This window comes from Marinobacterium nitratireducens (assembly GCF_014645375.1).
Taxonomy (GTDB): Bacteria; Pseudomonadota; Gammaproteobacteria; order Pseudomonadales; family Balneatricaceae; genus Marinobacterium_A; species Marinobacterium_A nitratireducens.
The window spans coordinates 29,347-46,307 of the sequence record NZ_BMLT01000012.1 but is presented as its reverse complement, the minus strand read 5'-3'; the positions used below and the strand labels follow the sequence as shown (position 1 = coordinate 46,307).

At 62.5% G+C, this 16,961-nt stretch carries 22 protein-coding genes; 19 read left to right on the top strand and 3 right to left on the bottom strand.

Features of this window, described 5'->3' with window-relative positions; genetic code table 11:
• Positions 1-2: 2 nt before the first annotated feature.
• A complete protein-coding gene (locus IEX85_RS19790; RefSeq protein WP_188862358.1) occupies positions 3-455 on the bottom strand; it encodes a YaiI/YqxD family protein in 453 nt (150 codons plus the stop codon).
• 134 nt (positions 456-589) lie between these two features.
• On the opposite strand from IEX85_RS19790, the gene rraA reads away from it, so the two are divergent.
• The 4 genes from rraA (at position 590) to IEX85_RS19770 (ending at position 2,763) form a co-directional block, all read left to right on the top strand.
• The gene (rraA, locus tag IEX85_RS19785) at positions 590-1,081 is read left to right on the top strand and encodes a ribonuclease E activity regulator RraA (RefSeq protein ID WP_188862357.1); all 492 of its coding nucleotides are present in this window, start codon (positions 590-592) and stop codon (positions 1,079-1,081) included.
• Positions 1,082-1,172: 91 nt separating this feature from the next.
• A complete protein-coding gene (locus IEX85_RS19780) occupies positions 1,173-1,346 on the top strand; it encodes a hypothetical protein (protein ID WP_188862356.1) in 174 nt (57 codons plus the stop codon).
• Positions 1,347-1,352: 6 nt separating this feature from the next.
• The gene (locus tag IEX85_RS19775; protein ID WP_188862355.1) at positions 1,353-1,754 is read left to right on the top strand and encodes a hemerythrin domain-containing protein; all 402 of its coding nucleotides are present in this window, start codon (positions 1,353-1,355) and stop codon (positions 1,752-1,754) included.
• The gene (locus IEX85_RS19770; protein ID WP_188862354.1) at positions 1,741-2,763 is read left to right on the top strand and encodes an NAD(P)/FAD-dependent oxidoreductase; all 1,023 of its coding nucleotides are present in this window, start codon (positions 1,741-1,743) and stop codon (positions 2,761-2,763) included. The genes IEX85_RS19775 and IEX85_RS19770 overlap by 14 nt, the downstream gene beginning before the upstream one ends.
• Positions 2,764-3,287: 524 nt before the next feature.
• Here IEX85_RS19770 and IEX85_RS19765 read toward each other — a convergent pair.
• Positions 3,288-3,716, bottom strand: coding sequence for an RrF2 family transcriptional regulator (locus IEX85_RS19765; RefSeq protein ID WP_188862353.1), 429 nt, complete (start codon positions 3,714-3,716; stop codon positions 3,288-3,290).
• 296 nt (positions 3,717-4,012) lie between these two features.
• Between IEX85_RS19765 and IEX85_RS19760 the strand changes: the two genes are divergently transcribed.
• Together IEX85_RS19760 and IEX85_RS19755 are read left to right on the top strand one after the other, a co-directional pair.
• Positions 4,013-4,666, top strand: coding sequence for an HAD-IA family hydrolase (locus IEX85_RS19760; RefSeq protein WP_188862352.1), 654 nt, complete (start codon positions 4,013-4,015; stop codon positions 4,664-4,666).
• A gap of 89 nt (positions 4,667-4,755) precedes the next feature.
• Entirely contained in the window at positions 4,756-5,763 is a 1,008-nt protein-coding gene (locus IEX85_RS19755; protein WP_373290933.1) for a S49 family peptidase, read from the top strand.
• A 191-nt stretch (positions 5,764-5,954) separates the two neighbouring features.
• On the opposite strand, the gene IEX85_RS19750 is transcribed toward IEX85_RS19755, so the two are convergent.
• A complete protein-coding gene (locus IEX85_RS19750; protein WP_188862351.1) occupies positions 5,955-6,536 on the bottom strand; it encodes a Maf family protein in 582 nt (193 codons plus the stop codon).
• 148 nt (positions 6,537-6,684) lie between these two features.
• Between IEX85_RS19750 and IEX85_RS19745 the strand changes: the two genes are divergently transcribed.
• From IEX85_RS19745 to IEX85_RS19685, 13 genes are all read left to right on the top strand, one after another.
• Positions 6,685-7,215: a YceD family protein gene (locus IEX85_RS19745; RefSeq protein ID WP_188862350.1), complete on the top strand. Its 531-nt coding sequence runs from the start codon at positions 6,685-6,687 to the stop codon at positions 7,213-7,215.
• Positions 7,216-7,233: 18 nt separating this feature from the next.
• Positions 7,234-7,416 carry a 50S ribosomal protein L32 gene (rpmF, locus tag IEX85_RS19740; RefSeq protein WP_188862349.1) on the top strand — a complete coding sequence of 61 codons (183 nt, stop codon included), beginning with the start codon at positions 7,234-7,236 and terminating at the stop codon, positions 7,414-7,416.
• A gap of 2 nt (positions 7,417-7,418) precedes the next feature.
• A complete protein-coding gene (plsX, locus tag IEX85_RS19735; RefSeq protein ID WP_188862348.1) occupies positions 7,419-8,435 on the top strand; it encodes a phosphate acyltransferase PlsX in 1,017 nt (338 codons plus the stop codon).
• Positions 8,436-8,592: 157 nt separating this feature from the next.
• On the top strand, positions 8,593-9,525 hold the full coding sequence (gene fabD / locus IEX85_RS19730) for an ACP S-malonyltransferase (RefSeq protein ID WP_188862347.1): 933 nt from the start codon (positions 8,593-8,595) through the stop codon (positions 9,523-9,525).
• 20 nt (positions 9,526-9,545) lie between these two features.
• The gene (gene fabG / locus IEX85_RS19725; RefSeq protein ID WP_188862346.1) at positions 9,546-10,289 is read left to right on the top strand and encodes a 3-oxoacyl-ACP reductase FabG; all 744 of its coding nucleotides are present in this window, start codon (positions 9,546-9,548) and stop codon (positions 10,287-10,289) included.
• A gap of 222 nt (positions 10,290-10,511) precedes the next feature.
• On the top strand, positions 10,512-10,745 hold the full coding sequence (acpP, locus tag IEX85_RS19720) for an acyl carrier protein (protein WP_188862345.1): 234 nt from the start codon (positions 10,512-10,514) through the stop codon (positions 10,743-10,745).
• A gap of 90 nt (positions 10,746-10,835) precedes the next feature.
• On the top strand, positions 10,836-12,074 hold the full coding sequence (gene fabF / locus IEX85_RS19715) for a beta-ketoacyl-ACP synthase II (RefSeq protein WP_188862344.1): 1,239 nt from the start codon (positions 10,836-10,838) through the stop codon (positions 12,072-12,074).
• A gap of 40 nt (positions 12,075-12,114) precedes the next feature.
• Entirely contained in the window at positions 12,115-12,960 is an 846-nt protein-coding gene (gene pabC / locus IEX85_RS19710) for an aminodeoxychorismate lyase (protein WP_188862343.1), read from the top strand.
• A complete protein-coding gene (mltG, locus tag IEX85_RS19705; RefSeq protein WP_188862342.1) occupies positions 12,954-13,988 on the top strand; it encodes an endolytic transglycosylase MltG in 1,035 nt (344 codons plus the stop codon). Before pabC ends, mltG begins: the two co-directional genes overlap by 7 nt.
• Before the next feature lie 9 nt (positions 13,989-13,997).
• Positions 13,998-14,633 carry a dTMP kinase gene (tmk, locus tag IEX85_RS19700; protein ID WP_229722032.1) on the top strand — a complete coding sequence of 212 codons (636 nt, stop codon included), beginning with the start codon at positions 13,998-14,000 and terminating at the stop codon, positions 14,631-14,633.
• Positions 14,626-15,633, top strand: a complete 1,008-nt coding sequence (locus IEX85_RS19695; RefSeq protein ID WP_188862340.1) for a DNA polymerase III subunit delta' — start codon at positions 14,626-14,628, stop codon at positions 15,631-15,633. The genes tmk and IEX85_RS19695 overlap by 8 nt, the downstream gene beginning before the upstream one ends.
• Positions 15,634-15,649: 16 nt before the next feature.
• On the top strand, positions 15,650-16,000 hold the full coding sequence (locus IEX85_RS19690) for a PilZ domain-containing protein (RefSeq protein WP_188862339.1): 351 nt from the start codon (positions 15,650-15,652) through the stop codon (positions 15,998-16,000).
• Between the two features lie 84 nt (positions 16,001-16,084).
• The gene (locus tag IEX85_RS19685; RefSeq protein WP_188862338.1) at positions 16,085-16,861 is read left to right on the top strand and encodes a TatD family hydrolase; all 777 of its coding nucleotides are present in this window, start codon (positions 16,085-16,087) and stop codon (positions 16,859-16,861) included.
• Positions 16,862-16,961: the final 100 nt, after the last annotated feature.

Sequence of the window (16,961 nt, the reverse complement as noted above, 5' to 3'; positions counted from 1 at the left end):
CGTCACCCATTACGCTTTTTCGCCAGTATCCGGTCGAGCTGGTTGGCGAACTGCGCCCGCTCCGAGGCGTTCATCGCCGCCGGGCCGCCGGTCTGGATGCCGGAACTGCGCAATGTTTCCAGAAAGTCCCGCATGCCCAGCCGCTGGCGCACGTTTTCCCTGGTGTAAAGCTCGCCGCGGGGGTTGAGTGCCTGAGCGTCCTTATCGATCACCTCGGCGGCGAGCGGTATGTCGGCGGTGATGACCAGATCGCCGGGCCGGACCTTTGCCACGATGGTGTTGTCGGCGACATCGAATCCCTGGCTGACCTGCACGGCGTCGATCAGCGCACCCGGCGGCGTCGGCAGGTAACTGTTGGCAACCAGCGTCAGCCGGGTGCCGGTGCGCTGTGCGGCGCGGAACAGAATCTCGCGGATGACTTTGGGGCAGGCATCGGCGTCGACCCAGATATGCATGCGTTGGCTCCTTCAGTTTTGCGGGCATTTTCGGCGTTTTCGTTCGCAAGTGGTAGTGCTATTGTGGCCGTAATCGATGAATATGCCGGACGTGGCAACCCCTCAGGAAATCAAAATTCGATAAGGAGATAAGCGTGGAAGACCTTCTGCCGGAACTTTGTGATCAGTTCCCCGACCTGGTCCAGGTCGTCGAGCCCATGTTCGCGAACCTTGGCGGCCGCGAGGCTTTTGGCGGCGAAATCGTCACCATCAAGGCATTCGAAGACAACTCCCTGGTGCGCGAGCAGGTCGCGCAGCCGGGTGCCGGCAAGGTGCTGGTTGTCGATGGCGGAGGCTCCATGCGCCGCGCGATGCTCGGCGACATGCTGGCGGAGAAGGCCGAGCAGAACGGCTGGGAAGGCATCGTGATCTACGGCTGCGTTCGCGACGTCAATGCCATTGGCAATCTTGATATCGGTGTACAGGCGCTGGGCACCCATCCGATGAAAACCGAGAAGCGCGGCCTTGGTGACCTCAACGTGCCGCTGACCTTCGGCGGCGTCACCTTCCGCCCGGGCGACTACATCTACGGCGACAACAACGGCCTGCTGGTCGCACCGCAAAAGCTCGAGCTGGCGGACGACTGACGCCCTCCCTGCCGGCCCGGCATTGAGCGCCGGCACCGCCAGGGTCTATACTGCCAAAAGATATAATCTGAATACATCTATGGAGGGCGGGATGGCAAGCAACGATGATCATGATCGGCAGCATCGCAACTGGATGGACGTCACCGGCACGGCATTGCATCCGGTCCACAGCGCCAGCGGCTATAAGGGCGCGCCCCGGCGGCCGCTGATCCGGCCGCGTCCGGCACCGTCCCAACAGGAAACCGGCGCCGCGCAAAAAGGCTGAGCGGGCATGAAGCGATTCGAGGCCCTGAAGCCGTTGAGCCGCGATCATCACCGGGCGCTGTCGGTGGCGGCGAAGATCGCCCGTTGCGCCGACGGGGAACTCGGCGACTGCTGGGCTAGTCTGGAAGACAGCTTTATCCCGTCGCTGCAGTCGCACTTCGATGAGGAGGAGCGGTGGCTGCTGCCGCTGCTGGGCGCGGAGCCCGGCCTGCGGCGGCGCCTGCTCTCCGATCACCGGGAGTTGCGGGATCTGATGGCGGCGAAAGCGATTGAGGCGCGCAGGGCCTTTGCCGACCGTCTCAAGGCCCATGTGCGGTTCGAGGAGCAGGAGCTGTTCGAGTGGCTGCAGCGGGCATACGGTGCCGATGGCCTGCTGACGGCCAGAGGGAAGGGTAATGAAGCGCACTGACGTCCTCGTGATCGGCGCCGGTCCTGCCGGGCTGTTCCAGGTTTTCGAGCTCGGCCTGCAGGGCCTCGCGTGCACGGTGGTCGAGGCGTTGCCGCAGCCCGGCGGTCAGTGCGCCGAGCTGTACCCCGACAAGCCCATCTACGATATCCCGGCGATTCCCGTGATCAGCGGCGCCGGACTCACCGAGAGTCTGCTGCGTCAGATCGAACCCTTCGCCCCCGATTTTCTGTTCGGCGATACCCTGACCGAGATCAATCGCGACGGCGAGCGACTTAACGCCAGAACCGCTGCCGGCGTCGAAATCGATGCCGGAGCCGTGGTGATCTGCGCCGGTGCCGGCATTTTCCGGCCGGTGAGGATGAAACTGCCCGGGATAGACCGTTTCGAGGGGCGTCAACTGCATTACGCGGTGCGCGATCGCAGTAACCTGCGTGACCGGCAACTGGTTATCTTCGGCGGTGGCGATTCGGCGCTCGACTGGGCGCTGGCGCTGGCCGGGGAGGCGCGCTCGCTGGTGCTGGTGCACCGTTCGGAACGTTTTCGTGCCCAGCCGGCGCTGGTGGAGCGGATGCAGCAGCTGTGCCGCGAGGGCAGAATGCAGTGCCTGTTCGGCAAGGCCAGCGATTACCGGGAAAATGCCGGACGCCTCGACGCCGTGCAGGTCACGCTGGCCGACGGCGAGACGCGCTGGCTGGAGCTGGATCAGTTGCTGGTGTTCTTCGGCATGGTGCCGAACCCCGGGCCGCTGACGGACTGGCGACTGGATATGGAACGCAATCAGGTCCGCGTCGATACCGAACGCTTCGAAACGTCGGTGCCGGGGGTGTTCGCGGTCGGCGATATCAATATTTACCCGGGTAAAAAGAAACTGATCCTCAGCGCCTTCCACGAGGCCGCACTGGCGGCCTTTGCCATCAAGGAACGGCTCGAACCGGGCAAAAAGGCGCAGCTGCAGTACACCACTACCAGCCCGCAGTTACTCAAGCGGCTGGGAAGAAAAGGGCAGTGAGCGGTGAATGGCACCACGCAGCGAACCCGAAGCCTCGAATCGGAGAGTGGGTCTAGCGATGCATCGGCACCAGCGTAATGTCATCTGCTTCGTTTGGGCATCGCGGAACCCGCAATATCGATCGTAGTGCAGATCGATTGGTGTCAGTCGGCACGGCAGGGTGTTGGGTTACGCGGCTTCGCCGCTGCACCCAACCTACAAAAGCACGACCATGCGGAGCCGTCATATCGATCGTAGTGCAGATCGATTGGTCACCGGTGGCAGAGAGCGTGTTGGGTTACGCGGCTTCGCCGCTGCACCCAACCTACAGAAGCACGACCATGCGGAGCCGTCATATCGATCGTAGTTCAGATCGATTGGTGTCAGTCGGCACGGCAGGGTGTTGGGTTACGCGGCTTCGCCGCTGCACCCAACCTACAAAAGCACGACCATGCGGAGCCGTCATATCGATCGTAGTGCAGATCGATTGGTGTCAGTCGGCACGGCAGGGTGTTGGGTTACGCGGCTTCGCCGCTGCACCCAACCTACACCGCCTTGCCGATCAGGCGCTGTTTCATGGCGGTGTTGTCGAGCATGTCTGCCAGGCTGTGGCGGTTGAGCTCCTGCATAAAGGCGCGTTGGGCGTCGGCCAGGGCGCGCTGCAGGTTGCAGACGCCGCTCAGGGTGCAGTCCAGCCCGGAGCAGTCGATCAGCGGCTCGGCGCCTTCCGCCTGCAGTACCACCGCGCCGACGTTGATGTCCTCGGGTGTCCGGTTCAGGCGGATGCCGCCGTGCTTGCCGCGAAAGGTCTTCAGGTATCCGCTTTTGGCCAGTGCATGCACGACCTTGCGCAGGTGTTCGACCGAGATGCCGTAAAAATCGGCGATCTCGTTCAGCGTGCTGAGTCGGTCGTTGTTCATCGCAACGTAAAAAAGCACGCGCAGTGTGTAGTCGGTGAAGCGGCTGAGCTGCATGGCCTTGTCCGAATAAGATGTTTTTCTAATATACGTTAATACGGCTGTCATCGACAAGCTGCCGGTTACCAGTTACCAGTTACCAGTTGCCAGTTGCCGGTCGTTGGGGACGCTGCTCCCGTAACCCGTAACCCGTAACCCGTAACCCGTAACCCGTAACCCGTAACCCGTAACCCGTAACCCGTAACCCGTAACCCGTAACCCGTAACCCTTAACCCGGCGTTGTCTTGAACGTGCCGCGGCTTTGCTGCATGCTTTGGCGCCTTTGAGCTCAGAACAGGAAAGAGGTTGAGACCTTGTACCAATTGCTGATCTTCGACTGGGACGGCACCGTCATCGATTCCGCGGCGCGAATCGTCTCGAGTGTCCAGAGCACCGCGACGGATTTTTCCCTGGAGCCGCCCGGCGTCGATGCGATACACAATATCATCGGGCTGGGCCTGCCGGAGGCGATCCGGACGCTGTTTCCGGGTATTTCCGAGTCGCTTGTCGACGGCATGCGCGAACGTTACGCCCATTATTACCTCAACGCCGACGCCACCCCGGCGACGCTTTTTCCCGGCGCCAGGGAGTCGTTGTCGAGCCTCAGGGACAAGGGGTTTCGCCTGGCCGTCGCGACCGGCAAGAGTCGCCGTGGGCTCGATCGTGTGCTGGAGGAAACCGGCCTCGGCCCGCTGTTCGAGATTACCCGTTGTGCGGATGAAACGACGTCGAAGCCGCATCCGCAGATGTTGCACGAGATATTGCACGTCACCGGAGTGGAGGCGGCCGCGGCGCTGATGGTTGGCGATACCGAATACGACCTGGAAATGGGCGCCAGGGCCGGCGTGTCCGGTGTGGCGGTGAGCTACGGCGCGCACCATATTTCCCGCCTGAGACCCTACAATCCAGTACTGGAAATCGATCATTTTCTGGAGCTGGAGCGCTGGCTCGATTCGCGTATTGTCTGATCGGTCAGGCGCAGGCCCGTGGCCGGGAATCCGGCGCACTGGTCTGATGCTGGCGCAATCCCTACAAAGCTAACAGTCAGGAGTGCAAGGTGGCGGATAACCCCTGGGACGAAAAAAAGGATGACAAACTCAGCGCCAGCCTGGAGCGGGCAAAGGAAGGCGGTCAGCGTGAATGGCGGCTGATCGAAAAGCTGCTGATGGGGCTGCATGCCGAGCAGCGTCGCAGCCGGCGCTGGGGCATCTTCTTCAAGCTGATGACATTCGTCTATCTGTTCGCGTTGCTGGGTATCGTTCTGATCGGACGGGACATTACGCCGGATGTGGTGGCCAAGACCCATACAGCGCTGATCAACGTGCGTGGGCCGATCGCGGACGGTGAGGATGCCAGTGCGGACGTTCTGGTCGGCGCACTGCGCGATGCCTTCAAGGAGCCCAAGGCGAGGGCGGTGATTCTGCGCATCAACAGTCCCGGCGGCAGCCCGGTACAGGCCGGTTACGTCTATGACGAGATAAAGCGCCTGCGCACACTGCATCCGGACAAGAAGGTCTATGCGGTGATTGCCGATATCGGCGCCTCCGGTGCCTACTACATTGCCGCGGCGGCCGACGAGATCTATGCCGACAAGGCCAGCCTGGTCGGTTCCATCGGCGTGACTTCGGCGGGGTTTGGCTTCGTCGAGCTGATCGACAAGATAGGCGTCGAGCGCCGGGCCCTGACCGCCGGCGAGCACAAGGCATTCCTCGATCCGTTCAGCCCGCTCAAGGAAAGCGAACGCGAGTTCTGGCTCAGCGTGCTGGAAACCACGCATCAGCAGTTCATCGACCAGGTGCGCAAGGGGCGCGGCGACCGCCTCAAGGACGATCCGCAGCTGTTCAGCGGCCTGGTCTGGTCAGGCGAACAGGCGCTGGAGCTGGGGTTGATCGACGGCCTGGCCAGCAGCAGCGCGGTGGCGCGGGATGTGGTCGGCGCCGAGGAGATGATCGAATACGGTCCCAAGCCGTCACCACTTGACGAGTTGATCGACCGCTTCGGCGTCAGCTTCGGCGGGGCGCTGGCAAGTCGTCTGGGGCTCGACAGCAATACGCTACTGCGCTGAAACGTGGGAGCGGCGCCCCGCCGCGAAGCTCTTGACCGCAGTCAGGTATTCGCCGCGGGGGCGCCGGTCCCACGAATGGTGGGGCGGTCGTATGTGCCCGTAGGAGCCGCGCCCCGCGGCGAAGCTCTTGACCGCAGTCGGATATTCGCGGCGGGGGCGCCGCTCCCACAGGCGGCTCCGCCGCAGCGCGGTCAGAGTATCGCGATCCCGCCGTGTTCCAGCATCCGGATCAGCCGGATCAGTGGAAGACCGATCAGGCTGTTGGGGTCATCGCCCTCCAGACGCTCGAATAGCGCAATGCCAAGGCCCTCGGACATAAAGCTTCCCGCACACTGGTAGGGCTGTTCCCGGCGCAGATAACGTTCGATCATTGCGTCGTCGAGGTTGCGAAAGTGCACGCGAAACGGGACCGCCTCGAGCTGGTACTCACCGGTCGCGCTGTCCAGCAGGCAGAGGCCGGTGAGAAACAATACCGCTCGTCCGGAGGCCTGCCTGAGCTGTTTCACGGCGTTGTCGTGGCAGAGCGGCTTGCCGATAATGGAGCCGTCGAGCACGGCGACCTGATCCGAACCTATGATCAGCGCGTTGTCGGCCTGCTTCGCGACCGCACGCGCCTTTTCGAGCGCCAGCCGCTGAACGAGTGCCTCCGGGGGCTCACCGGGGTTGGGTGTTTCGTCGATATCGGGGCTGACGCAGCGATACTCGAGGCCGAGGCGGTCGAGCAATTCGCGTCGGTAGGGCGAGCTGGAACCGAGAATCAGGTTTTTTGTCATCAAAAGCCATCATTAAAAGGTTGCAGGGCATTACGGGCAGCGTAGAATAGCAGCCCGGATTTATCCGCTAAAAGTCGTTGAATCTATGAAGGGAAAACCCCAGAGACTCATTGACACCCGATCAGTCGCTCCCTAGAATTGCGCGCTTATGTCGTACGGACCATTACCGAAAAAAGTTGACCCGCGAAAGCTTGCCGAGCGGGAGGTGCGAATTCAGGGTCTGGCCAGCGTCGACGGATTGCCGCGTCTGAAATCCTATCTCGTGGAAAACTGCGAAGAGGGTGATATCAGCGTGGACCTTCTGTTTTCGCGGGATCAGCAGCGGATCCGCACCGTCACGGGCAGTGCCGAAGGCAGGGTCCACATGGCGTGTCAGCGTTGTCTGGAGCCCGTCGAGGTAGCCGTCCAGGCCAGCTTCAATCTGGCAATCGCGCCCAGCGAGGAAGCGGCGAAGCAATTGCCGCGCTATTACGATCCGCTGGTCGTTGAGGAAGAAGATGTCGAGCTATGGTCTGTGGTGGAGGAAGAGCTGATTCTCAACCTCCCGGTGGTGCCTTACCACGACGACTGCAGTATTCAGACCTCTTTCGGGGAACCCGCCCCGGAAGACGAGAAGGCACAAAAACCGAACCCATTCAGTGTTCTGGCGAAGTTGAAGTCGGACTCTGAGAAGAGTTGAAACAGGAGTTACACAACCATGGCAGTACAGCAGAACAAAAAGTCCCGATCCAAGCGCGACATGCGTCGTTCCCACGATGCGCTGGGCAACCCGACTCTGTCTGTTGATGCTACTACCGGTGAAACCCATCGTCGCCACCACGTGAGCGCCGACGGTTTCTACCGTGGTCGTCAGGTGATCAGCAAGCAGGACGACGAATAAGTTTGTCCCGCTTTTTCACCATTGCAGTCGATGCGATGGGCGGGGACTTCGGTCCCCGCGTCACGGTTCCCGCCACCGTTGAGGCGTTGAAGCGCTACCCCGGTCTGACTATTCTCCTGGTCGGCCAGCCCGATGCCATATCCCCCTATCTCAAGAAGCTTCCGGATTCCTTATCCGGGCGTCTCGAAATCGTGCCCGCCGACGACGTGATCGGCATGGACGAGAAGCCTTCCCTGGCGCTGCGCAAGGGGCGTAACAGCTCCATGTACAGGTCGATGCAGCAGGTCTCCGATGGTCGCGCTCATGCCTGTGTCAGTGCCGGCAACACCGGTGCGCTGATGGCCATGGGGCGGCGCGTGCTGAAAACCCTGCCCGGCGTGGACAGGCCGGCGATCGTCACTGCGGTGCCCACCACGCACGGCCATTGCTACATGCTGGATCTCGGTGCCAACGTCGATAGCGGCGCCAGCCACCTTTTGCAGTTCGCTGTCATGGGATCGATCATGACCCGGGCTGTCGAGCACATCGAGGCTCCCAGGGTGGGGCTGCTCAATATCGGCGAAGAGGAAATCAAGGGCAACGAGCAGGTCAAGCTGGCGTCCCGCCTCATCGAGGACTATGGCCGGCTCAACTATATCGGTTATATCGAGGGTGACGATGTGTTCGCCGGGCGCGCCGATGTGGTGGTGTGCGACGGCTTCGTCGGCAATATCGCGCTTAAGAGCGCCGAAGGCGTTTCGCGCCTGATCAGCCGCAAGGTGCGCAGCAGTTTCAGCCGCAACCCCTACCGCCGCCTGCTGGCCTGGCTGGCGCGTCCGGTTCTCAGGGAGTTGCAGGCGCAGCTCGATCCGTCCCGCCGCAACGGCGCCAGTCTGCTGGGCCTGCAGGGTATCGTCGTCAAGAGTCACGGCGGCGCCAATCGCAAATGTTTCGGCTTCGCCATAGATCAGGCGGTCGCCGAAGTCGAAACCGACGTTCCTTCCCGTATCAGCGAGCAGCTCGCAGCCTCACTGGTCTGATTGTCTATACTCCTTGTGGGCTGCCCCAGGGCAGCCCAGGTTGCCCCAGGGCGCCCGTAGCGCCTGCCATTCGTGACCGTTTGATGTAAACTACCGCACCCGTGCAGGGCCCCGAGGGGGGCTTGCATGGCAGTATTACAGCAATCATGAGGACGCCATGTCACAAGCGCTTGCTTTCGTATTCCCAGGACAGGGTTCGCAGCATCTGGGTATGCTGGCGGAGCTCGCCGAATCCCATTCCGTAATCCAGGATACCTTTGCCGAGGCCTCCGAGGCGCTGGGTTACGACCTCTGGAACCTGGTGCAGCAGGGGCCCGAAGAGGAGCTGAACAAGACCGAGATTACCCAGCCGGCGCTTCTGACCGCCGGTGTCGCCCTGTGGCGGCTATGGCAGGAGCAGGGCGGTGCCCTGCCCGCGGTGATGGCCGGCCACAGTCTGGGCGAGTACACCGCGCTGGTCTGTGCCGGTGCTATCGGCTTCGCCGATGGCGTGCGCCTGGTTCAGGCGCGCGGGCGCTACATGCAGCAGGCCGTTCCGGCCGGCACCGGCGCCATGGCGGCGATTCTGGGGCTGGATGACGCCGCCATCGCCGACGCCTGCGAAGCGGCGGCCCAGGGGCAGGTGGTTTCCCCGGTCAATTACAACTGCCCGGGGCAGGTGGTGATCGCCGGCGAAAAGGACGCCGTCGCGCGTGCCATCGACGCCTGCAAGGCCGCCGGTGCCAAGCGGGCGGTGCCGTTGCCCGTGAGCGTGCCGTCTCACTGCGCCCTGATGCGCCCGGCGGCCGAACAGCTGTCGCGCGATCTGGCTCAGATCGAAGTGCGGGCGCCGCAGATCCCGGTGGTGCAGAACGTCGATGCCCGGGTGCCGGAGTCTGTCGAGCAGCTCAAGGACAACCTGCTGGCGCAGCTTTACAGTCCGGTGCTCTGGACCGAATCGGTACAGGCGATGATCGATCAGGGCGTGGAAACGACCCTGGAGTGCGGCCCCGGCAAGGTGCTGTCCGGCCTCAACAAGAAAGTGCAGAGGTCGCTGAATGTGGCGGCCATCAACGAGCCTGCAGGCTTTGCCAAGGCTCTTGGCGAGTAATCAGTAAAAGGGACCGCAGGATGAGTATTGAAGGAAAGGTGGCGCTGGTCACCGGCGCGACGCGGGGTATCGGCAAGGCGATAGCGCAGGAGTTGGGTCGTCAGGGTGCCGTGGTCGTCGGTACCGCGACCAGCGAAAAAGGTGCCGAGGCGATCAGTGCCTATCTCGCCGAGGCCGGTTTCAAGGGCCGCGGGCTGGTGCTGAATGTGGCCGATGCGGGTGACATCGATCAGGTGGTCAAGGCGATACAGGACGAGTTCGGCGCGGTCCAGATACTGGTCAACAATGCCGGCATTACCCGCGACAATATCCTGATGCGCATGAAGGACGACGAGTGGGACTCGGTGCTCAATACCAATCTCACCTCGATCTACCGCGTCGCCAAGGCCTGCCTGCGTGGCATGACCAAGGCGCGCTGGGGCCGTATTGTCAGCGTCAGCTCTGTGGTGGCTTCAATGGGCAACGCAGGGCAGGCCAACTATGCGGCGGCCAAGTCGGGCATGGAAGGCTTCACCCGGGCGCTGGCGCGCGAGGTGGGCTCGCGCAACATTACCGTCAACTGCGTGGCGCCGGGCTTTATCGCAACCGACATGACCGCGGCGCTGCCCGACGAGCAGAAGGCTCACCTGCAGGCGCAGATTCCAATGAACCGTCTGGGTCAGCCGGAGGAAATCGCCTCGGTGGTGGGCTTCCTGGCGAGCGAGGGCGGTGGCTACGTGACCGGCGAGACCATCCAGGTCAACGGCGGGATGTACATGGGTTAGGGGCCTGTTTGCAGGTCCCGAAGCCGCTGCTCGGGCCTGCTTTCAATCCCCCTAAATAATTGACCGCACACAAAGAATTGTTTTTTTCGGCAATTTGTTGATAATTGGCGGTCAGTTTACGGCGATAATAAATGCCGCCGCCCTTGCTAGGGATGAGCGGTCCCGATAAAATCCCGTTTCGCATCTTGGGGTGCGTGGGTTGAAAAGAATATAGGATTAGTTATGAGCAACATTGAAGAGCGCGTTAAGAAGATCATCGCAGAACAGCTGGGTGTTAAAGAGGAAGAAGTGACCAACGAAGCTTCCTTCGTCGAAGATCTGGGCGCCGATTCGCTCGACACCGTTGAGCTGGTGATGGCTCTGGAAGAAGAGTTCGAAACCGAAATTCCGGACGAAGAAGCCGAGAAAATCACCACCGTACAGCTGGCGATCGATTACATCAACGCGCACCAGTAATCGACCCGAACCAGAACAACCGAAAAGCCGCATCGGTTCCTGAATCGTGCGGCTTTTCTTTTTTACTGCCAGAGGAACTGGAGGATCGCAATGTCTCGCAGGAGAGTGGTGGTTACCGGTATCGGCATGCTGACGCCGGTCGGTAATACGGTAAAGGACACCTGGGACAACATCCTTGCAGGTAAGAGTGGCGCGGCGCCTATCGAGCATTTCGACGCCACTCAATTTGCGACGCGCTTTTCCGCCCCGGTGAAGGGGTTCGATGTCGGCCAGTACATGAATGTCAAAGAAGCCCGTAAGATGGATCTCTTTATCCAGTACGGGATGGCTGCAGGGATCCAGGCGATCGAAGACGCCGGTCTCGAAATCAACGACGGCAACGCGCACCGTATCGGCTGTGCGATTGGCTCCGGTATCGGCGGCCTGCCGCTGATCGAAAAGAATCACGATGTCCTGAACGCCAGTGGCCCGCGCCGCATTTCGCCGTTTTTCGTTCCGGGCAGCATTATCAACATGATCGCCGGCAACCTGGCGATTCGTTTCGGGCTGCGGGGTCCCAATATCGCCATTACCACCGCCTGTACGTCCGGTACCCACAACATCGGTCAGGCAACCCGCATGATCCAGTACGGCGATGCCGACGCGATGATCGCCGGCGGTGCGGAAATGGCCAATACGCCGCTGGGCATCGGCGGTTTTTCCGCTGCCCGCGCACTGTCAACCCGTAACGACGATCCTGAGGCCGCCAGCCGTCCTTGGGACCGCGACCGCGATGGTTTCGTGCTTGGCGACGGTGCCGGTATCCTGGTGCTCGAGGAGTACGAGGCGGCCAAGGCCCGTGGCGCCAATATCTACGCGGAAGTCGTCGGCTTCGGCATGAGCGACGACGCCTACCACATGACGGCTCCGCCGGAGTCGGGCGAGGGCGCGGCACGGTCAATGGAGAACGCCATCCGCGACGCCGGCCTCAACGCCGATGAGATCCATTACATCAACGCGCACGGCACCTCGACGCCGGCGGGTGATATCGCCGAGTCCAACGCCGCCAAGCAGGTACTGGGTGATGCCGCGTACAACCTGCGCATGAGTTCGACCAAGTCGATGATCGGTCACCTGCTGGGTGCGGCCGGTGCGGTCGAGGCGATCTTCAGCATCCTGGCCATTCGCGATCAGGTCGCGCCGCCGACGATCAACCTCGACAACCCCTCCGAAGGGTGCGACCTGAACTACGTGGCCAACGTCGCGCAGCCATGCAAAATCGATGTCGCCATGTCGAACTCCTTCGGCTTCGGTGGCACCAACGGCACCCTGGTGTTCCGCCGCATCTGACCGCAGTGGGCGCGCCATCCAGGCGCGCCCGGACAGCTTAATGATCTCTGATACCCTGACACTGGTCGACGGCGAGGTGGGCGACAGCCTGCCGCTCGGCGACCGCGGCCTTGCCTACGGCGACGGGCTGTTCGAAACCATTCAGCTGCTGGACGGACGGGCGCTGCTGCTGGACGCGCACCTGAAACGTCTTCGGCGCGGCTGTGAGCGTCTCGCGATTCCCCCGCAGCCGCTGCTGACCTCCCTGCGGGCCGATATCGCCCGTCTGGGAAGCGATGGCGAGCTGGCGCGTTACGGGGTACTGAAGATTCTGGTCACCCGCGGTGTCGGCGGTCGTGGCTACCTGCCGCCGCCGGACCCGGCGCCCACCCGAGTGCTGATGCTGTCGCAGCGACCGGAGTATCCGGACGATCCCGCGCAACATGGTGTACGCATCAGACTTTGTCAGCTGCGGCTGGCGCAGAGCCCCTGGCTGGCGGGGATCAAGCATCTCAGTCGCCTTGAGCAGGTGCTGGCCCGGGCCGAATGGCGCGATCCCGCCATTCGCGAAGGACTGCTGCTGGACCAGGACCGTTATCTGGTCGAGGGCACCATGAGTAATCTGTTGTGGGTGAGTCAGGGGCGGCTTTGCACACCGCGTCTGGATCTGTGCGGTGTCGAGGGCGTGGTGCGGAACCACCTGCTCAGTCGGGCGTCTGAGATAGGTCTCGAAGTCGAAGAGGGCCGCTATCCGCTATCGCAGCTGGAAGCGGCCGATGAAGTCATGTTGTGCAACAGCCTGATCGATATCTGGCCGGTGGTCGCGCTCGACGCGCGAAGCTGGGCCCCAGGCGCCGTGACCCGGCGTCTGCAGGGGCTGTTGAAGGAGGATTATCTCGCGTGCTGAAAAAAAGTCTGGTCGCGGCGACAGGCTGTGCACTGGTCACCGGTGTGCTCGCCCTCGGCGGCTGGCATCACCTTAACCGCGAAATCGCCCGTCCGCTGCCGATCGACGAGGCGCAAACCTTCGTGGTCGAAAAAGGGCAGGGGTTTCGTCATATCGCCGATGCACTCGCAGGACAGGGTGTTATCGAGCACCCGCTGTATCTTCGTCTCTATGCCCGGCTGCAGGGGCTGGCGCACCGCGTCCAGGCCGGCGAATATCAGGTCGAGCCTGGCCAGAGCGCAGAGGATCTGCTTCGCAAGCTGGTCAGCGGCGACATTCTGCGGCATTACTTTACCATCGTCGAAGGCACCAGTTTCGGTCAGCTGCGCGCGGCGCTGGAGGAAAATGCTGTCCTCGAGCAGACCCTGGAAGGCAGGGACGAAGCCGAGATCATGGCCGAGATAGACGGGGAAACGCCGCGTGCCGAGGGCATGTTTCTGGCGGAAACCTATCAGTTCTATCGCGGCATGTCGGACCTCGATCTGCTCAAGCGGGCTCACGAGGCACTCGATTCCGCATTGCAGGAAGCCTGGCAGTCGCGCCAGCAGAATCTGCCCTACGCCAAACCCTACGAAGCGCTGATCATGGCCTCGATCGTCGAGAAGGAAACCGCGGTCGCCGACGAGCGGCCGCGTATCAGCGGTGTCTTCGTGCGCCGCCTGCAGCAGGGCATGCGTCTGCAAACCGACCCCACGGTGATCTACGGCATGGGCGATCGCTACGACGGCAACCTGCGTCGCGCCGACCTGCGCGAGGCGACGGCCTACAACACCTATGTCATCGACGGTCTGCCGCCGACGCCGATCGCCATGGTTGGCAAGGATGCGATCGAGGCGGCGCTGAACCCCGAACCGGGCCCCTGGCTGTATTTCGTCGCCAAGGGCGATGGCAGTCACCACTTTTCCAGCCGGCTGTCGGAACACAACTCCGCCGTGCGACGCTTTCAGCTCAAGCGCCGGACCAACTATCGCTCGACGCCGGAGAACTGATTCATGGCCATGGCTCGCGGTCGTTTTCTGACGGTCGAAGGCACCGAGGGTGCCGGCAAAAGCAGCAATATCGATTTCATCCGTCGCACCCTCGAGGGGCGCGGTATCGAGGTCGTGCTGACCCGGGAGCCCGGCGGTACCCCGCTGGCCGAAGAGATCCGCCAGTTGCTGCTGACGCCGCGTGAGGAAGCCGTTTCCGAGGATGCCGAACTGCTGCTGGTATTCGCGGCGCGCGCGCAGCACCTGTCACAGCTTATCGAACCGGCGCTCGCGCGTGGTGCCTGGGTGCTATGCGACCGCTTTACCGACGCCACCTTCGCCTATCAGGGCGGCGGGCGCGGCATCGATAGCGGACGAATCGCCGTGCTCGAGGATCTGGTGCAGGGAAGCCGGCGACCGGATTGCACCTTTCTGCTCGACCTGCCGGTCGAGCTGGGGCTTGCGCGGGCGCGGGCGCGTTCGGCGCCGGATCGCTTCGAGCAGGAGAAGCGGGCGTTTTTCGAGCGCGTCAGAAGCAGCTATCTGGCGCGCGCGCAGGCCGAACCTGAGCGCTTCGCGGTAATCGATGCCTCGGTTTCGCTGGCCGCTGTTCAGGCGCAGATCGGGACCGGGCTCGATCGTCTGCTGGGGGCGGCCCATGGATGAGGCGCGCAGCGTCGAGGTATATCCCTGGCTGCAGGAGCGCTGGCGTCACGTTACCCGGCTGCATGAGGCCGGGCGCCTGCCGCACGCATTGATCGTCAGCGGCGTTCAGGGCATTGGTAAACGCGCCTTCGCGGGCGCGCTCGCGAGGTACCTGTTGTGTCAGGCGCCCCGGGACGGGGAAGCCTGCGGTCGCTGTCGCAGCTGCGTGCTGCACGACAGCAGCGGCCATCCCGACCTCTACGAGCTGCAGCCGGAGGAACCCGGCAAGCCGATCCGTATCGACCAGGTGCGGGAACTCACGGTGTTCCTGCACAGTACGGCCCAGCAGGGCGGCTACCGGCTGGTGGTGCTCGAGCCGGCGGAGGCGATGAACGTGTCGGCGGCCAACGCGTTGCTCAAGACCTTGGAAGAGCCGGGGCGCGAAACGGTGCTGCTGCTGGTCAGTCACCGGCTGGGGCAGGTGATGCCGACGATCCGCAGCCGCTGCCAGCGCATCGACTGTCATCCGCCGGTGCCGGACCTGGCGGCCGAATGGCTGGCCGGGCGCCTGCAGATCGACGCCGCTGAAGCGCGTCAGCTGCTGGGTATCAGTCTCGGTTCGCCGATCCGGGCGCTGGAGTACGTGCAGCAGGATCTGGTGACGTTGCGGCGCAAGTTTCTTGCCGGGCTCGCCGACATTCTCAAGCAGCGCCGATCCGCGCTGGAGGTGGCGCAGCAGCTGTCCAAAGAAGACCTGGAGCTTTTGCTGGGATGGTTGTATGGTTGGATTCTAGATATCGTTCGGGTCGGAGCCACTGGCGACGAGAGCTATTTGCGACATACGGATGTTCGCAATATGCTGCTCGCAGTGGCACGCAGAGCGGGTCCGCATTCGTTGTATCGGCTGGCGGACCTGGTGCACGAGGAGCGGCTGAGTCTGATGCAGCGCCAGAACCCCAACCGGCAGTTGTTGCTGGAAAGGATTTTGCTTCGGTGGTCAGAACTGGCAATAAAACACTGATTGGGAGCGTCGTTCGATGTCCGTAGTGCCGCGCATCAGTCACGGTATACTGTCTTTGGCAATCGAAACCAAGGAAGATCTTTACAGGGCCTACATGCCGTTCGTTACCAACGGCGGGCTTTTCATCCCGACCCCCCGGGCCTATCAGCTCGGCGAAGAAGTCTTCATGCTGCTCAGCCTGATGGACGAGCCGGACAAGCTGCCGGTGACCGGCAAGGTCATCTGGGTAACGCCCAAGGCGGCTCAGGGCGGGCGGGTGCCGGGTATCGGCATCCAGCTGTCGCAGGACGATTCCGCACTGGTCCGCAAGATCGAAACCTATCTGGCGGGTTCGCTCAACAGCGGGCGCCGCACCCATACGCTCTGAAAGTCTCTATTCGCAGCGTCTCCGCAAGCGGTGACGTTTCACTCGCAAAGTTTTTCGGCCGGTTTTCCCGGCCAAGTAGATCCGATGTTTATTGATTCCCACTGCCATCTCGACAAGCTCGACCTGACACCGTACAACAATGATTTCGACGCCATGCTGGCGGCCGCGCGGGAGGCGTCGGTGGACAAGCTGCTTAGCGTGTCGGTCGATATGGCGTCCTTTCCGGCGCTGTATCAGAGCGTCGAGTCCCGGGACGGGATCTACGCCTCGGTGGGCGTCCACCCGCTGCATTCGGATGAAGGGCTGGTGGACGTCGAATGGCTGGTGGCGGAAGCCGCGCGGCCGAAGGTGATTGCGATTGGCGAGACTGGTCTGGACTACTACTACGACGCGGATTCGGCGTCATTGCAGCAGGAGAGCTTCAAGCGTCACCTCGAGGCCGCGGCGCAGGCGCAGCTGCCGGTGATCGTGCACACCCGCGATGCCCGCGAGGATACGCTGCGACTGATCGACGCCCACGGCGACAGCCGCAGCGCCGGGGTGCTGCACTGCTTCACCGAAAGCCTGGAGATGGCGATGGCCGCCATCGAGATGAACTACTTCATCTCGTTTTCCGGGATCGTGACTTTTCGCAATGCAGAGGAGCTGCGCGAGGTGGCGCGGCAGGTGCCGCTTGAGCGCATGCTGATCGAAACCGACGCGCCTTACCTGGCGCCGGTGCCGTATCGCGGCAAGAAAAACGAGCCTCGTTACGTGCCAGCGGTCGCCCAGTGTCTGGCCGATCTCAAGGGAATTCGTATCGAGGAGCTGGCCGAGCGCACCAGCGAGAACTTTTTCCGGCTGTTTCGGAAGGCGGCCTGAACCGACTGTCCCCGAATAGTGGCGCAATCGGCTGATTCTACTACCTTTTTATATGCCGTTGGATATTGTCATCAAGGCGTCGGCAAGAGCGCCTAGACTG

Coding starts and splice junctions, on each gene's coding strand:
- IEX85_RS19790 (WP_188862358.1), bottom strand. CDS start 455: ATGCATATCTGGGTCGACGCCGATGCCTGCCCCAAAGTCATCCGCGAG.
- IEX85_RS19780 (WP_188862356.1), top strand. CDS start 1,173: ATGGCAAGCAACGATGATCATGATCGGCAGCATCGCAACTGGATGGAC.
- IEX85_RS19775 (WP_188862355.1), top strand. CDS start 1,353: ATGAAGCGATTCGAGGCCCTGAAGCCGTTGAGCCGCGATCATCACCGG.
- IEX85_RS19770 (WP_188862354.1), top strand. CDS start 1,741: ATGAAGCGCACTGACGTCCTCGTGATCGGCGCCGGTCCTGCCGGGCTG.
- IEX85_RS19765 (WP_188862353.1), bottom strand. CDS start 3,716: ATGCAGCTCAGCCGCTTCACCGACTACACACTGCGCGTGCTTTTTTAC.
- IEX85_RS19750 (WP_188862351.1), bottom strand. CDS start 6,536: ATGACAAAAAACCTGATTCTCGGTTCCAGCTCGCCCTACCGACGCGAA.
- IEX85_RS19745 (WP_188862350.1), top strand. CDS start 6,685: ATGTCGTACGGACCATTACCGAAAAAAGTTGACCCGCGAAAGCTTGCC.
- rpmF (WP_188862349.1), top strand. CDS start 7,234: ATGGCAGTACAGCAGAACAAAAAGTCCCGATCCAAGCGCGACATGCGT.
- fabD (WP_188862347.1), top strand. CDS start 8,593: ATGTCACAAGCGCTTGCTTTCGTATTCCCAGGACAGGGTTCGCAGCAT.
- fabG (WP_188862346.1), top strand. CDS start 9,546: ATGAGTATTGAAGGAAAGGTGGCGCTGGTCACCGGCGCGACGCGGGGT.
- acpP (WP_188862345.1), top strand. CDS start 10,512: ATGAGCAACATTGAAGAGCGCGTTAAGAAGATCATCGCAGAACAGCTG.
- fabF (WP_188862344.1), top strand. CDS start 10,836: ATGTCTCGCAGGAGAGTGGTGGTTACCGGTATCGGCATGCTGACGCCG.
- pabC (WP_188862343.1), top strand. CDS start 12,115: ATGATCTCTGATACCCTGACACTGGTCGACGGCGAGGTGGGCGACAGC.
- tmk (WP_229722032.1), top strand. CDS start 13,998: ATGGCTCGCGGTCGTTTTCTGACGGTCGAAGGCACCGAGGGTGCCGGC.
- IEX85_RS19695 (WP_188862340.1), top strand. CDS start 14,626: ATGGATGAGGCGCGCAGCGTCGAGGTATATCCCTGGCTGCAGGAGCGC.
- IEX85_RS19690 (WP_188862339.1), top strand. CDS start 15,650: ATGTCCGTAGTGCCGCGCATCAGTCACGGTATACTGTCTTTGGCAATC.
- IEX85_RS19685 (WP_188862338.1), top strand. CDS start 16,085: ATGTTTATTGATTCCCACTGCCATCTCGACAAGCTCGACCTGACACCG.